Annotated in this window: 12 protein-coding genes; 6 read left to right on the top strand and 6 right to left on the bottom strand. The window is 65.9% G+C overall.

All coding sequences use genetic code 11. From position 1 onward, the window contains the following. Positions 1 to 210: 210 nt before the first annotated feature. From BMY12_RS00685 to BMY12_RS00660, 6 genes are read left to right on the top strand one after another with little or no spacing between them, the layout of a single operon-like run. Complete coding sequence (locus BMY12_RS00685; RefSeq protein ID WP_093280659.1) at positions 211 to 1,353, top strand: acyl-CoA dehydrogenase family protein; 1,143 nt, start codon at positions 211 to 213, stop codon at positions 1,351 to 1,353. Between the two features lie 32 nt (positions 1,354 to 1,385). Next, a complete protein-coding gene (locus BMY12_RS00680; protein ID WP_093280656.1) occupies positions 1,386 to 4,367 on the top strand; it encodes a peroxisomal multifunctional enzyme type 2 in 2,982 nt (993 codons plus the stop codon). A 27-nt stretch (positions 4,368 to 4,394) separates the two neighbouring features. Further along, on the top strand, positions 4,395 to 5,576 hold the full coding sequence (locus BMY12_RS00675; protein ID WP_093280654.1) for a lipid-transfer protein: 1,182 nt from the start codon (positions 4,395 to 4,397) through the stop codon (positions 5,574 to 5,576). Positions 5,577 to 5,618: 42 nt separating this feature from the next. Then, on the top strand, positions 5,619 to 5,936 hold the full coding sequence (locus BMY12_RS00670; protein ID WP_093280653.1) for an SCP2 sterol-binding domain-containing protein: 318 nt from the start codon (positions 5,619 to 5,621) through the stop codon (positions 5,934 to 5,936). 16 nt (positions 5,937 to 5,952) lie between these two features. Continuing rightward, positions 5,953 to 7,107, top strand: coding sequence for an acyl-CoA dehydrogenase family protein (locus tag BMY12_RS00665; protein WP_093280652.1), 1,155 nt, complete (start codon positions 5,953 to 5,955; stop codon positions 7,105 to 7,107). A gap of 38 nt (positions 7,108 to 7,145) precedes the next feature. Then, positions 7,146 to 9,440, top strand: a complete 2,295-nt coding sequence (locus BMY12_RS00660; RefSeq protein WP_093280651.1) for an enoyl-CoA hydratase-related protein — start codon at positions 7,146 to 7,148, stop codon at positions 9,438 to 9,440. A 6-nt stretch (positions 9,441 to 9,446) separates the two neighbouring features. On the opposite strand, the gene BMY12_RS00655 is transcribed toward BMY12_RS00660, so the two are convergent. The 6 genes from BMY12_RS00655 to BMY12_RS00630 all read right to left on the bottom strand — a co-directional run bounded on the left by BMY12_RS00655 (position 9,447) and on the right by BMY12_RS00630 (position 14,685). Continuing rightward, entirely contained in the window at positions 9,447 to 9,848 is a 402-nt protein-coding gene (locus BMY12_RS00655) for a hypothetical protein (protein WP_093280649.1), read from the bottom strand. Between the two features lie 45 nt (positions 9,849 to 9,893). Further along, positions 9,894 to 10,829 carry a quinoprotein relay system zinc metallohydrolase 1 gene (locus BMY12_RS00650; protein ID WP_093280645.1) on the bottom strand — a complete coding sequence of 312 codons (936 nt, stop codon included), beginning with the start codon at positions 10,827 to 10,829 and terminating at the stop codon, positions 9,894 to 9,896. Further along, positions 10,826 to 11,590, bottom strand: a complete 765-nt coding sequence (locus BMY12_RS00645; RefSeq protein WP_245732288.1) for a quinoprotein dehydrogenase-associated SoxYZ-like carrier — start codon at positions 11,588 to 11,590, stop codon at positions 10,826 to 10,828. The genes BMY12_RS00650 and BMY12_RS00645 overlap by 4 nt, the downstream gene beginning before the upstream one ends. Positions 11,591 to 11,596: 6 nt before the next feature. Beyond that, positions 11,597 to 12,469, bottom strand: coding sequence for a substrate-binding periplasmic protein (locus tag BMY12_RS00640; RefSeq protein WP_245732287.1), 873 nt, complete (start codon positions 12,467 to 12,469; stop codon positions 11,597 to 11,599). Continuing rightward, positions 12,456 to 12,893 (bottom strand): cytochrome c-550 PedF, encoded by a 438-nt coding sequence (gene pedF / locus BMY12_RS00635; RefSeq protein ID WP_093280644.1) that lies wholly within the window; start codon positions 12,891 to 12,893, stop codon positions 12,456 to 12,458. The genes BMY12_RS00640 and pedF overlap by 14 nt, the downstream gene beginning before the upstream one ends. An 88-nt stretch (positions 12,894 to 12,981) precedes the next feature. After that, a complete protein-coding gene (locus tag BMY12_RS00630; protein ID WP_436278852.1) occupies positions 12,982 to 14,685 on the bottom strand; it encodes a methanol/ethanol family PQQ-dependent dehydrogenase in 1,704 nt (567 codons plus the stop codon). Positions 14,686 to 14,931 lie beyond the last annotated feature (246 nt).

The following is a 14,931-nucleotide window of genomic DNA, read 5'->3' as shown; positions in this document are numbered from 1 at the left end:
TCCTGCGAGCGGCGGCGGCGTTTTGGTGTTTTGTCGGAGCTCATAAATGGCGGGCAGTTTGGCTAGGCGACCACGGCAGCGCAAGCCTGCTTGCCTGATGGTTGAAGCGCTTGGCCAAGCACCGCGCCGCTGCCGTTTGACAGCGATTCCGGTCTTGATATTAGATACAGTCCGGACTGTATGTAAATAATCAACGAGGAGTAGCAACGGATGATCGCCCGCACCCTGTTCAAGCCCGAGCACGAGGACTTCCGCAAGACCGTGCGCCGCTTCTTTGAAACCGAGGTGCTGCCGTATCGCGAAGCCTGGGAAGAGCAGCAGCATGTCGACCGCAAGCTCTGGAACAAGGCCGGCGAACTGGGCCTGCTGTGCGTGACCATGCCCGAGGCTTACGGCGGCCTGGGCGTGGACCGCAGCTACAGCGTGATCCTGATGGAAGAGCAGGCTTACAGCGGCGACTCCGGCGTGGGCTTCTCCCTGCACTCCGACATCGTCGCGCCCTACATCAACAACTTCGGCACGCCCGAGCAGAAGCAGCGCTATCTGCCCAAGCTCGCCAGCGGCGAGATGGTCGGCGCCATCGCCATGACCGAGCCCGGCACCGGCTCCGATCTGCAGGCGGTCAAGACCACGGCGGTGGCCGACGGCGACCACTACATCCTCAATGGTTCGAAGATCTTCATCACCAACGGTTATCTCTGCGACCTCGCCATCGTGGTCGCCAGAACCGGCAACAGCGGCGAAGGCGCCAAGGACATCTCCCTGCTGCTGGTCGAGGCCGACAGCCCGGGCTTCACCAAGGGCAAACCGCTGAAGAAAGTCGGCATGAAAGCGCAGGACACCTGCGAGCTGTTCTTCGAGAACGTGCGCGTGCCCAAGGCCAATCTGCTGGGTCTGAAGGAAGGCATGGGCTTCATCATGCTGATGAAGGAGCTGGCCTGGGAACGCCTGATGATCGCCATCACCTCGGTGGCCGGCGGCGAGGCGGTGCTCAAGCACACCATCGAATACACGCGCAGCCGCAAGGCCTTCGGCAAGGCGGTGGCGCAGTTCCAGAACACCCGCTTCAAGCTCGCCGAGATGAAGGCGGAGCTGTCCATCGCCCGCGTGTTCGTGGACCGCTGCACGGAGCTGGTGATGCAGAACAAGCTGGGCGTGGACGACGCCGCCACCGCCAAATACTGGTGTTCGGATCTGCTCGGCAAGGTGGTCGATCAATGCGTGCAGCTGCATGGCGGCTACGGCTACATGCTCGAATACCCGGTGGCGCGTGCCTTCGTCGATTCGCGCGCCCAGCGCATCTACGGCGGCACCAACGAAATCATGAAAGAACTGATCGCGCGCACGCTCTGATCGTGCGCCGACAGACCAGGAGAATGACGAAGATGAGCAGCGAGCTGCGCTACGACGGCAAGGTGGCGATCATCACCGGCGCCGGCAATGGCCTGGGCCGTCAGCATGCCCTGATGTTCGCCGCCCGCGGCGCGCGGGTGGTGGTCAACGATCTGGGCGGCGGCATTCATGGCGAGGGCAAGTCCAGCGCCGCCGCCGACAAGGTGGTCGAGGAGATCCGCGCCGCCGGCGGCGAGGCAGTAGCCAATTACGATTCGGTGGAAGACGGCGACAGGATCGTGCAGACCGCGCTGGATGCCTTCGGCACCCTGGACATCGTGGTCAACAACGCCGGCATCCTGCGCGACAGCAGCTTCCACAAGATGACGCAGGCGGACTGGGATCTGATCGTGCGCGTGCATCTGCATGGCGCGTTCCGGGTTTCGCACGCGGCCTGGCCGATCCTGCGCGACAAGGGCTATGGCCGCATCATCATGACCACCTCGGCCGCCGGCATCTACGGCAACTTCGGCCAGGCCAATTACTCGGCAGCCAAGCTCGCGCTGGTGGGGCTGGCCAACACCCTGGCGCAGGAAGGCCGCGCCAAGAACATCCACGTCAACACCATCGCGCCGATCGCCGGCAGCCGCCTCACCGAAACCGTGCTGCCGCCGGAACTGATCGCCGCGCTCAAGCCGGAATACGTCAGCCCCCTGCTCGGCTGGCTCTGCCACGAGGACTGCAAGGAATCCGGCAGCCTGTTCGAGGTCGGCGCCGGTTACATCGGCAAGCTGCGCTGGGAGCGCAGCAAGGGCCGCTCGCTGCCACTGGGTCGCCCGTTCAGCGCCGAGGACGTGGCCAGGCACTGGGCGCAGATCGGTGACTTCACCGACGCCGAGCATCCCGGCAACATCAACGAATCCATGGCGCCGCTGCTGGCCAACATGAATTCGAAGTCGCTGGGCGGCAACGAGTTCATCGACCTGGATCAGGCCATGAACAGCGAGACCGTGATCGACAGCCAGTACGATCAGCGCGATGTCGCGCTCTATGCGCTCGGCGTGGGCGCGGCACCGGACCCGCTCGACGATCAGGAGCTGTCCTACGTCTACGAGCTCAAGGGTGATCGCTTCCAGGTGCTGCCCACCTACGCCGTGATGCCGGCCAGCAATGCCATGCTGGCGCTGGCCAAGGAAGGCAAGCAGGTGCTCAAGGGCCTCAACTTCGGTTTTGAGCGCCTGCTGCACGGCGAGCAGTACACCGAGATCAAGCAGCCGCTCAAGGGCCAGGATCAGTTGCGGCACAGCTTCAGGCTGAAAGCCGCCTATGACAAGGCGCCGCACGCCGTGGTGGTGATCGCGGTGACGAGCCGCAACCAGGCCGGCGAAGAAGTGGCATACAACGAAACCACGATGTTCGTGCGCGGCGCCGGCGGCTGGGGCGGCGATCGCGGCCCGGCCGGTGAAACGCTGGAACCACCGGCGCGCGAACCGGATGCCGTGATCGAGGAACGCACCGATGCCAACCAGGCCCTGCTCTACCGGCTCTCCGGCGACTGGAATCCGCTGCACGCCGATCCGGCCTTCGCCAAGGCCTTCGGCTTCGACAAGCCCATCCTGCACGGCCTCTGCACGTATGGTTATGTCGCACGCCATGTGATCAAGGCTTTCCTCGGCAACGATGCGCGTCGCTTCAAGAGCATCCGCGTGCGCTTCGCCGACAATGTGTTTCCGGGACAGACCCTGGTCACGCGCATGTGGCGCGAATCGGCCACGCGCGTCATCGTCGAAACCCGCGTCAAGGAAAACGACAAGATCGTGATCAAGAACGCGGCCGTCGAGTTCTACGAACAGATTCCGGTCGCGGCCAGCGCCAAGCCCGCTGCGGCGCAGCCGCCGGCCGATGCCGGCCCCAGCGCGGGCGAGCTGTTCGGCGCCATCGCCCTGCACCTGCAGCAGCACAAGGGTCTGGGCGAGCAGATCAAGACCGTGTTCCAGTTCCGCCTCAAGTCTCCGGACAGCGACTGGTATCTGGATCTGAAGTCCGGCGACGGCGCGGTTCAGCAAGGCCTGGCGGCACAGGCCGATGTCACGCTGGAACTCGCCGATGCCGATTTCATCGCCATGGCCACCGGCAAGGCCGATCCCAACAAGCTGTACTTCGGCGGCAAGATGAAGGTCAGCGGCAATGTCATGGCCTCGCAGAAGCTGGGCTTCCTGCAGAAGCTCGATCCCAAACTGCTGCAGCAGACGCGCGGCACAAGGGCTGCGGCTGCCGAAGCCGCGCCGCCCGCCGATGCCAGTGGCAGCGCCACGATCTTCGCCGCCATCGGTCTGCATCTGCAGGCACATCCGGGCATGGGCGCGCAGATCAAGACCGTGTTCCAGTTTCAGCTCAAGCAGCCCGACAGCAGCTGGGTCATCGATCTGAAGTCCGGTGATGGCCGCGTCTTCGCCGGCGTCGCCGAGCAGGCCGATGTCAAGCTGGAGATGGCGGATGAGGATTTCCTGGCCATGGCCAGCGGCAAGGCCGATCCCAACAAGCTGTACTTCGGCGGCAAGATGAAGGTCAGCGGCAATGTCATGGCCTCGCAGAAGCTGGGCTTCCTGCAGAAGCTCGATCCCAAGTTGCTGCAGCAGGCGCGCGGCACAGCGGCTGCGGCGCCGCGTGCACCGGCTGCCGCGGCATCGGCGCTGAGCCCGGCAGCCTCGCGCAGCGCAGCCTTGCTGGAACGCCTGCAGCAGAAGCTGGCTCAGGACTCGACGGCCCTGGCTGCACTCAAGGGCAAGCTGCTGCGCCTGAACCTGCGCGAGCCCGAGGCCAGCTGGCTGCTGGACTGCAGCGGTGCGCAGCCCAGCCTGAAGGCGCAGGCACCGGGTCAGGCCGATGCCGTGTTCGGCATCCGCGATGAAGACCTGTACGCCCTGCTGCAGCGCCAAGCGCCGGTGCGCAGCCTCTATCAGCAGGGCCGCCTGCGCGTGGACGGCGATGTGCGCCTGGCACCCCAGCTCGCCCTGCTGGCCGAGCTGCTGTGACTCTTTCGCTTTGAATCGGAGACAAGCATGAAACGTCGCGTCAATGTCATCGGCGTGGGCATGACCAGGTTCGCCAAGCCGGGCGCCAGTGCCGAGTACTACGAGATGGCCCGCGAGGCCGGTCAGATCGCGCTGCGGGATGCCGGCATTGCCTACGAGGAAGTGCAGCAGGCCTATGTCGGCTATGTGTACGGCGATTCCACCTGCGGCCAGCGCGCGGTCTACGAACTGGGCCTCACCGGCATTCCGGTGGTGAACGTCAACAACAACTGCTCCACCGGCTCCACCGCGCTGTGGCTGGCGCGGCAGGCCGTGGCAAGCGGCGCCGCCGAATGCGTGCTGGCCCTGGGCTTCGAGAAGATGGAGCGCGGCGCGCTGGGCAGCAAGTTCGACGACCGCGAACCGCCGCTGGGGCCGCAGGTGCAGCTGATGAACGAGGTACAGGGCATCAACAGCGCCCCGCCCGCTGCGCAGATGTTCGGCGGCGCCGGCCGCGAATACCGTTATGAGCACGGCACGCGCAAGGAAACCTTCGGCAAGATCGCCGAGAAGGCGCGCCGCCACGCCAGCCGCAATCCTTACGCCCTGTTCTCGCAGGCCCTGAGCCTGGACGAGATCATGGCCTCGGAAGAAGTCTTCGATCCCCTGACGCGCTTCCAGTGCTGCCCGCCCACCTGCGGCGCGGGTGCGGCGATCCTCTGCTCCGATGAGTTCGCCAGCAAGCACGGCATTGCCCAGCCGGTGTACATCGCCGCGCAGGCCATGACCACCGACTTCGCCAGCAGCTTCTCGGAAAAGAGCATGATCAAGATGGTCGGCTACGACATGAGCAAGGCCGCCGCACGCCAGGTGTACGAGGCCGCCGGCATCGGCCCTGAAGAAGTGGATGTCGTGGAGCTGCACGACTGCTTCACCGCCAACGAGCTGCTCACCTACGAGGCCCTGGGCCTGTGTGCCGAAGGCGGTGCCGAGGCCTTCATCTGGGACGCGCAGAACACCTACGGCGGCAAGGTGGTGACCAATCCTTCCGGCGGCCTGCTGTCCAAGGGTCATCCCCTGGGCGCCACGGGTCTGGCACAGTGCACCGAGCTGGTCTGGCAGCTGCGCGGCTGTGCCGATGCGCGTCAGGTGGACGGCGCACGCATCGCCCTGCAGCACAACCTGGGTCTGGGCGGCGCCTGCGTGGTGACGCTCTATCGTCGCGATTGAATCCGCTGCAGATCATTTTTTCAACGATTGGAGGAGTACCCCATGTCCGTGATCGATGTCCTCAAGAAACTGCCCGCCGCTTTCGATGCCAACGCCGCCGGCAGCAGCGCCTGCGTGATCCAGTTCAATGCCTCCACGCCTGCCTATGTGCAGATCAAGGACGGCGTGTGCAGCACGGTGGAAGGCAAGGCGCCCGCCGCCGACCTGACCGTGAGCATGGCCGATGAAGACCTGATTGCCCTGCTCAAGGGCGAGCTCAATGGCATGAGCGCGTTCATGACCGGCAAGCTGCAGGTGGAAGGCGATCTGATGCTGGCGCAGCGCATGGGCAGCTTCTTCGACGCCGCCAAGCTGGCCTGAGCCGACTCAAGCCATCATGAGCAAGCGCAGCGCCGCCTCACCCTTCTTCACCGCCGAGCACGACAGCTTCCGCGATCAGGTGCGGCGTTTCGTGCAACGCGAATGCCTGCCGCACATCGAGTCCTGGGAGACGGCCGGCGAGCTGCCGCGCGAGCTGCACCGCAAGGCCAGCGAAGCCGGCTTGCTGGGCATCGGCTTTCCCGAGGCCCTGGGCGGCATCGAGGTTGCGGATTACTTCTACCAGCAGATCGTGGTGGAAGAGCTGGCGCGCAGCAGCGCCGGCGGCCTGATTGCCAGCCTGCTCTCGCACGGCATCGCCAGTCCGCCGGTGCTGTACATGGGCAATGCCGAGCAGCAGGCACGCTTCCTGAAGCCCGTGCTCGCGGGAGAGAAGATCGCGGCCCTGGCCATCACCGAACCCGGTGGTGGCTCGGACGTGGCCAATCTGCGTACGCGTGCGCGCCGCGAGAACGATGTCTACATCGTCGATGGCGCCAAGACCTTCATCACCTCCGGCCTGCGCGCCGACTTCATCACCCTGGCGGTGCGCACCGGCGAGCCGGGACTGAACGGCATCTCGCTGCTGGTGGTGGAAGCGCCTTGCGAGGGCCTGAGCCGCAGCCCGCTGCAGAAGATGGGCTGGCACTGCTCCGACACCGCCACGCTTTACTTCGAGAACTGCCGCGTGCCGGTGGCCAACCGTCTGGGTCCGGAAAACGCCGGCTTCCTGGCGATCATGCGCAACTTCAATTCCGAGCGCCTGATGCTGGCGGCACAGGCCTGGGCCTCGGCGCAGCTCTGTTACGACGAAGCCCTGGCCTATGCGCGCGAACGCCAGACCTTCGGCAAGCCGCTGATCACGCGGCAGGTGATCCGCCACAAGCTGGTGGACATGAAGATGCGCATCGACGCGGTCAAGGCGCAGCTGGACTTGCTCACCTGGCAGGTTTCCAGGCAGCAGGCACCGATTGCCGAGCTGTGCATGCTGAAGAATCTGGCCACCAGCACGCTGGAAGAGGTCGCCGGCGAAGCCGTGCAGATCTTCGGCGGCGCCGGTTTCCTGCGTGGCGCCAAGGTGGAGCGCGTGTTTCGCGAGACCAAGGTGCTGTCCATCGGCGGCGGCGCCAGCGAAATCATGAAAGACCTGGCCGCACGACAGCTGCAATTCTGATTACGCTGCGCACTGGCGCAGCTCACACACCACAAGCCATGAACACAGCCGCCCGCGAACGCGTTCCCGTCATCGTTGCCATCGGTGAATATCTCGACAAGCCGCGCAATCCCGCCGAAGGCCGCGAGCCTGTAGAACTGCTGCAGGAGGCGGTGCTGGCTGCAGACCGCGACGGCGGCGGCGGCTGGCTGCGGCAGATCGACACCATCCGCGTGGTCGATCTGTTCTGCTGGGCCTATCGCAATCTGCCGGAGCTGCTGGCGCAGCGCCTGCGCATCCGCGGCGCCGAGCATATCCAGGGCCCGATCGGCGGCGAGACGCCGGTGCGCATGATGCTCGACGCCGCCCTGGACATCGTCAGGGGCCAGAGCGAGGTGTCCCTGCTCTGTGGTGCCGAGGCCGTGCGCACCATGGGCGCGCTGCTGAGCCAGGGCCGCAAGCCGGCCTGGAGCGATCCGCATCCCAGCAAGGGTCCGCTCAATGCCGAGGATCATGTGTCGCGCCTGGCGGCCGACTACGGCCTGTCCTCGCCGGTGGCGATCTATCCGCTGTATGAAAACGCCTGCCGCGCACACTGGCAGCAGAGCTTTGCCGAGTCGCAGGCCGAGTCCGGCCTGATCTTCGCCAAAAACTCGGAGGCGGCGGCGCGCAATCCTTATTCCTGGAGCGGGCGCAGCATGAGCGCCGAGGAAGTGGTCACGCCCAGCAAGGACAATCGTCCCCTGTACTGGCCCTACCAGAAATACATGGTGGCCAATGTCGCGGTGAATCAGGCGGCGGCGGTGATCGTCACCACGCGCGAGCGCGCCCTGGCCATGGGCGTGCCCGAAGACCAGCTGGTCTACATCTGGTCCGGCGCCGGCGCGCACGAGCCTTATGACTTCCTGCAGCGCGCCCACTATCAGCACTCGCCCGCCCTGGAGCTGGTGCTGCAGCGCACCCTGGCGCTCAACGGCCTGGCGGCGCGCGATCTGGATCTCTTCGAGCTGTATTCCTGCTTTCCCATCGTGCCCAAGCTCGCGCGGCGCGTGCTGGGCCTTGCGGCCGATGCGCAGACCTCGGTCTGCGGTGGCCTGACGATGTTCGGCGGGCCGGGCAACAACTACATGACCCATGCCATCACCGCGATGGTGCGCGCCCTGCGTGCCGGCGAAGGTCGCCTGGGCCTGTTGCACGGCAATGGCGAGTTCGTCACCAAGCACCATGCGGCGGTGCTGGCGCGGCGGCCCCCGACGCAGCCGCTGCGCAACGAAGACCTGCAGGCGGAACTGGAAGCGCAGCAGGCGCCGGCACCGGCGCTGCTCGAAGACTACAGCGGCCCGGCCCGCATCGAGACCTATACGGTCTCGTTCACGCCCGGCGGCAAGCCGGATCGCGGCATCGTGCTGGCGCGCACGCCGGATGGCCAGCGCGTGGTCACGCGCGTCACCGAACTGGAGCGCGACACCCTGCAGTTCCTGATCGACGGCACACAGGAAGCGATCGGCCGCGAGGGGCACATCTACGACGGCAACGACGGCTGGCTGCACTTTGGCCTGCAGCCGCCCGCGCAGCTGCCGCCGGCGCCGGTGCGCTTCGAGCGGCACGGCGCGCACATCGCGGTGATCACCCTGGATCGACCGGAAAAGCGCAATGCCGTGAACGCTGCGGTCACTCGCCTGCTGGCGCGCTATGTGCGCCTGGTGGACGAAGACCCGCAGATCCGCGTCGCGATTCTGCAGGGTGCCGGCGGCAAGGTGTTCTGCGCCGGCGCCGATCTGGGCGAGATTGCCGCCGGTCGCGGCCTGGAACTGAATCACTCGCGCAATGGCTTTGCCGGTTTCGTCAACGCCAAACGCATCAAGCCCTGGATCGCGGCGGTGAGCGGCAGCGCCCTGGGCGGCGGCACCGAGCTGTCGCTGGCCTGCGATCTGACGGTGGCCACGCGCAGCGCCAGCTTCGGTCTGCCGGAGGTCAAGCGTTCGCTGATTGCAGCGGCCGGCGGCCTTTACCGTCTGCCGCGCAGCATCCCGCCGCGCGTGGCCATGGCGATGATTCTCAGCGGCGAGGCCGTGGGCGCCGAGCAGGCCCTGAGCCTGGGCCTGATCAACGAACTGGTCGATGAAGAGCAGCTGAGTGCACGCGCCCTGGCGCTGGCACAGAGCATTGCCGACAACGCGCCGCTGGCGGTGCAGGCCTCACGCCTGATCTGCGCCTCGGCCTTCGAGCAGAGCGATGCCGAGCTGGCGCAGCTCTCGGGCGAGAAGTTCATGTCCCTGCTCGGCACCGCCGACTTCGCCGAAGGCCCGCGCGCCTTCCTGGAAAAGCGCAAGCCAGTCTGGCAGGGACGTTGAGCCGGCTCAGACACCGACCGGATAGAACCGCAGCCCCAGCCAGAACAAACCCGCGTAGAAGCCGATCTCCAGGGTCTCGGTCCAGGGCTGGATGCGGCGCAGCGCGCCATAGATGTGGACCAGCACCATGCTGCCGGCGATGGCCAGCAGCATCTTGAACACCGTCTGCAGGTCTTCCAGGCCCGAGGCCGCGCGCCAGGCCAAGCCCTCGAAGATCAGGATGAAGGCGCCCAGGCAGCGCCCGAAATAGACGGCAAGGTCGGTGTCCTGCGGAATGCGCCAGCGCATCAGGCGCGCCCAGTGCAGCGGCACCAGAAAGATGGGCAGCGCGAAGAACAGCGTGGTGGCAATCACCAGCACGCGCAGGAACGTTGCGCCGTGCTCGGCCCAGATACCGACTTGCAGCATGGTTTCTCCCCTTGAGTTTTATGTGGATGCGGACCGCGATACCGCTCAGTGCGAGCCCTGCCCCTGAAGCGTGTCCAGTTCCAGCGCCGGATACAAGTGCTCGGCCGAACGCATGAACTCCACGCGCGCCAGCGCCAGGTCGCGGAAGCGTTCGGGCAGCGGCTGCTCGAACAGCTCCGGCAGATCCACGCCCTTGCGTGCCGCCTCCTGCAGGGTGCTCTGCAACCAGCGCAGGTAGTCGCGGGTCTGCGCGATGGCTTCCGGCCCCTGCACCACCGGGCCGTGCCCGGGCACCAGGGTCTTGTACGGGATGGCTTCCAGGCGCTGCAGCGCCGCCAGCCAGCGCGGGATGTCGGCATTGGGCGTGGTGGCGGTGCGCTGATAGAACACCAGATCACCGGCGAACAGCGTGCCGCTGGCCTCGTCGTAGACCGCCAGATCCGCTTCGGTGTGTCCGCTGCCGGCGATCAGCTGCAGGGCGCGGCCACCGATCAGCACGCGTCCCTCGCCGGCCGGCAGATTCGGCGTGCGTGACTGCGTGCCGCTCATCGCGGCGCCCACCAGCCGGTAGAGATTGTCGCTGAGCCGGTCGCCGCTCTCGGCGATGCTGGCGCGCGTCGCCGGCAAGGCATACTGCGGCACCTCGGCATAAGCCTGGCTGCCGAGAAAGTGATCGGGATGCGCATGCGTGATGTAGACGCGGGCGATGCGGCGGCTGGCACTGTGCCCGCTGATCCAGGCGCGCTGCTGCTCGCCGTACAGGCGCGAGCTGCCGCTGTCGATCACCACCGCGCCCTCCGTTGTGTCGATGAAGCCGGTGTTGACGATGTTGCCGCCGTTGGCGCGACTGAAGTGTTCCCTCGCGCCGACGAAGACATACACGCCATCGGCCAGCTTCTGGCCATTGAGGTGATACTCATGACCGGCCGCCAGCGCCGTGAGGCTGGCCAGCAGCGCCAGCAGGACGGGCAGGCTTCTCATGGCGCCACACTCCCGCGCAGCTGGTTGGCCTGCGTATCGCGCGCCAGCACCCGCACCACGCCGGCATTGCGCAGATCGAAGCTCAGCAGCGGATTTTCGGCGAGCGGCTCAAAGCCCTGCAGCTTCGCCAGCAACTCACCCTTGCCGTTCTGCAGCTGCAACTCATCGAGATAGAACGCCGGAATGCCGCCGGCCAGGCCGGTATCCATGGGATGAATCACCCGCAGGCGCAGGCGCTGCACGCCGTTCTCGCGCGGCCAGAGATGGCCGCTGATTTCGCCGAAGTGGTCTTTCCACAAACCGCTGCCGGTTCCCAGACTCGGCGTGGTGCAACCGCCGCCGGCAGCATCGATCCAGGCGCCGCCCAGATGCCACTGGCCATCGCCGGTGCGCACGGCCGCGCGTACCGGCGTGGCCTGCTGCACCTTGAAGCGAAAGCCCAGGCTCGGCTCGGCTTGCGCGCCGGGCTGGTAGCGCAGAATCACCGGAATGGGATTCAGGTCGGCAAACACCAGAATCTCGCGCACCTCGGCCAGCGCGCGCGCATCCACGTGCACCGGCACCGACAGGGGATTTTCAGCGGACACCGGCAGCAGCAGCTTCACCCGCGGATCGAAGACGACACCGGCCTCGCCGAAATAGCGCTGTGCCAGATAACGCCAGGCCGGCGACTGCAGGGGATCGGCCGGTATCTCCGCCTGCGCCGAGGCCGTCACCAGCATCAACAGCAGCGCCAGCCGGCGCCAGGCGGAAGCGGCCATGTCGGTTCAGGGCCTCAGCAGCGGGTCCTGCAGGGTCACGCCATGGGACGCGTAGATCTCGCGCAGGCGACCCGACTCGCGCAGCTGCGACAGCGCCGCCTGCAGCGCGGCCTTGAGTTCCGGATTGCCGGCCTTGATCGCCATGCCCACGTCCCACTGCGTGCGGAACAGACCGACGAAATCGCCGATGGTGACGGCGGCGGCATCGGCGTGCGCGCGAAACAGCGCGCCCTCCAGCTGGCCACGCGGCGCCATCACGGCATCGAGTTCGCCTTTCAGATAACGCGCCACCGCCTCGTCGACCGAGAGCAGGCGCACGGCGCTGGTACGCAGGCGGCCGTTGAAGGCGCCGCTCATGTAGTAGTCGCTGATCGAATCGACTTCCACCCCGACTTTCTGGCCGGCGAGCTTGAGCGGCGTGTCCAGGGTGCCGATCTGCTGCTTGCGGTAGATCACCGACACGGTCTCGCGCTGATAGGCGCCGAACAGTTCGGCCTTGTCGGTGCGCTTGATGTACTCGGGGTCCAGACCGATGTGCAGCATCAGATCGGAGGGACTGCCGTTGATCAGCGGTCCGCGCCAGATGTTCACGCGCAGATCGTCGTCGCTGTCCTCGCCGGCGATCACCGGGCGCAGATCCAGTTTCACCGCCAGGGCCTGCGCCAGGGCCTTGGCAAGATCCACGTCGATGCCGACGTAGTGTCCGTCGGCATCGGCATAGGAATACGGCGCGAAATCGCGATACACGGCGACCGACAGCTCGCCGCGCTCACGGATGGTGTCGAGCCGGTCCTCGGCTGCCGCCACGCTGGCCAGCGGCAGCGCCAGCAGCAGGAGCAGAACGCGCAGCGCCTTGCCGCGCAGCTCAGTTATCGACACGGACTGAATCCAGATAGCTGCGGATCGCCCAGATCGCCTGTTCGCTGAACACGGATTCGAACGGCGGCATATAGGTCACGCCATTGCGCACCGAGCCATGACGGATGCGCATCTGGAAGAACTCATCGCCCTCGCCGCCGGCGGGCAGATTGCGCAGGTCCGGGGCGATGCCGCCGGACACGGCGCCCAGGCCGTGGCAGCGTGCGCAATTCTGGTTGAAGGCCGAAGAGCCGATCTCGATGGCCTTGGCGTAAACCTTCTGGTCCTTGCGATAGGGATTTTCGGTGAGCTCGCCGGACAGCGGCGGCAGACCTTCGGTGTTCACGCCCTGCGGCGTGACATTGCCGTGCGCCAGGGCCAGACCGGTGAACAGCAGCGCGGCCGGGAGCGAGACAGCAGCGGATTTCTTGAAGAGAGCAAGCATGACGATACTCGAGCGAGGTCAGTTGTATGGGGTGTGAAAAAGCGCGGCGGATGCGCAGCCACGCATCCGCCGCGACATGGGGTGCAGCTTACGGCGCTGCGGCGCGATGCAGCTTGAACACCCAGAGCATGCCGCCCTGGCTGATGTCCTTGACCTTCTTGGCCACTTCACCGCCCCACAGCGGCACGGCGCCACCCCAGCCCGAAGCCACTGCCACATACTGCTCGCCATCCTGTTCCCAGGTGACCGGCTGACCGACCACACCCGAACCGGTCTGGAACTTCCACAGCTCCTTGCCCGTCTTGGCATCGAAGGCCTTGAAGTAGCCTTCCGGCGTGCCGGTGAACACCAGATCGCCGGCGGTGGTCATCACACCACCCCACAGCGGCGCCGGGTTCTTGTACTCCCAGACGATCTTGCCAGTGGCCGGGTCCATCGCGCGCAGCGCGCCGATGTAATCGTCATACAGCGGATGAATCGTGAAGCCCGCACCCAGATAAGCCGCGCCCTTCTTGTAGGCGATGGGCTCGTTCCAGATGTCCATGCCCCACTCATTGGCCGGCACGTAGAACAGGCCGGTGTTCTGGTTGTAGGCCATCGGCATCCAGTTCTTGCCGCCCAGGAACGAAGGCGCCGAGAACACCTGCTTGCCGCGCTCGGCCTGCGCCGGATCGCCCGGACGCGTGTCGGCCTCGATGGGCCGGCCGGTCTTGGCATCCACACCCTTGGTCCAGGTCTGCCTGGTGACGAAGGGCGAGGCGCTGATGAACTTGCCGTTGCCGCGGTCGAGCACGTAGAAGAAGCCGTTGCGGTCGGCCTTGGCACCGGCCTTCACGGTCTTGCCATCCTTCTTCATGTCGAAGGGGATGAACTCGTTGACGCCGTCGAAGTCCCAGCCGTCATGCGGCGTGGTCTGGTAGCTCCAGGCGATCTTGCCGGTGTCCGGCGTGATTGCCAGCGTGGAGGACGAGTACAGGTTGTCGCCGGGACGCAGATGCGAGTTCCACGGCGCGGGATTGCCGGTGCCACAGTAGATCAGGCGCACGTCGGCGCCGTAGGTGCAGCCCAGCCAGGTGGCGGCGCCACCGAACTTCCACATGTCGCCGGGCCAGCTCGCATTGAGCTTGCCGGTGATGCCGTTCTCCTGGCCATTGAGATAGCCCATGTGACCTTCGACGGTGGGACGCGTCCACACCAGCTTGCCGGTCCTGGCATCGCGGGCATCGACGCGACCGACGATGCCGAACTCGCCACCGGAGACACCGGTAATGACCTTGCCATCGACGATCAGCGGCGCCGCGGTGTTGGAGTAGCCAGCCTTGTAGTCGCCCAGGGTTTCATTCCAGACCACCTTGCCGGTGTCCTGGTTGAGCGCCACCAGATGCGCATCGAGCGTGCTGAAGATCACCAGATTGTCGTACAGCGCGGCGCCACGGTTGACCACGTCGCAGCAGGGCATGATGCCGTCGGGCAGACGATGCTGATAAGCCCAGAGTCGCTCGCCGGTCTTGGCGTCCAGCGCCCAGATGCGCGAGTAGGAACCGGTGACGAACACCTTGCCGTTGTAGATCAGCGGCTGGGTTTCCTGGCCGCGCTGCTTCTCGTCGCCGAAGGAGAACGTCCAGACCGGCACCAGATCGGCCACGGTGCTGGTGTTGATCTTGTTGAGCGGGCTGTAGCGCTGGCCGCCCTGGCTCATGCCCACGGTCACCACATCGTCCGTGCTTGCGGCGTCGTTGCTGATCATCTGATCGGTGACGCCCGCAAAAGCCGGCAGGCAGCTGGCCAGCATGAAGGTGGCCATGGCAGTGCCACGCCAATGCCCTTGCTTGAAGGTACGACTCATCATGGTGAAGCTCCTCTAGTCTTATCAATTTCGGCAGACGCCGATACTTGTTGTGATGTCCGGCAACACTGTCATCACGATGCTTGGCTCGTACGACAGTCTTGCTCTACACACCTTGCCCTGCATCAAAGCGCTTTCATGCGCAGTTGTCCATCGTGACTGCACCGCCGAGCGTTACGCACTGTCCCAAAG

This window comes from Solimonas aquatica (genome assembly GCF_900111015.1).
Classification (GTDB): domain Bacteria; phylum Pseudomonadota; class Gammaproteobacteria; order Nevskiales; family Nevskiaceae; genus Solimonas; species Solimonas aquatica.
This window is presented reverse-complemented; position numbering and strand designations above follow the sequence as displayed.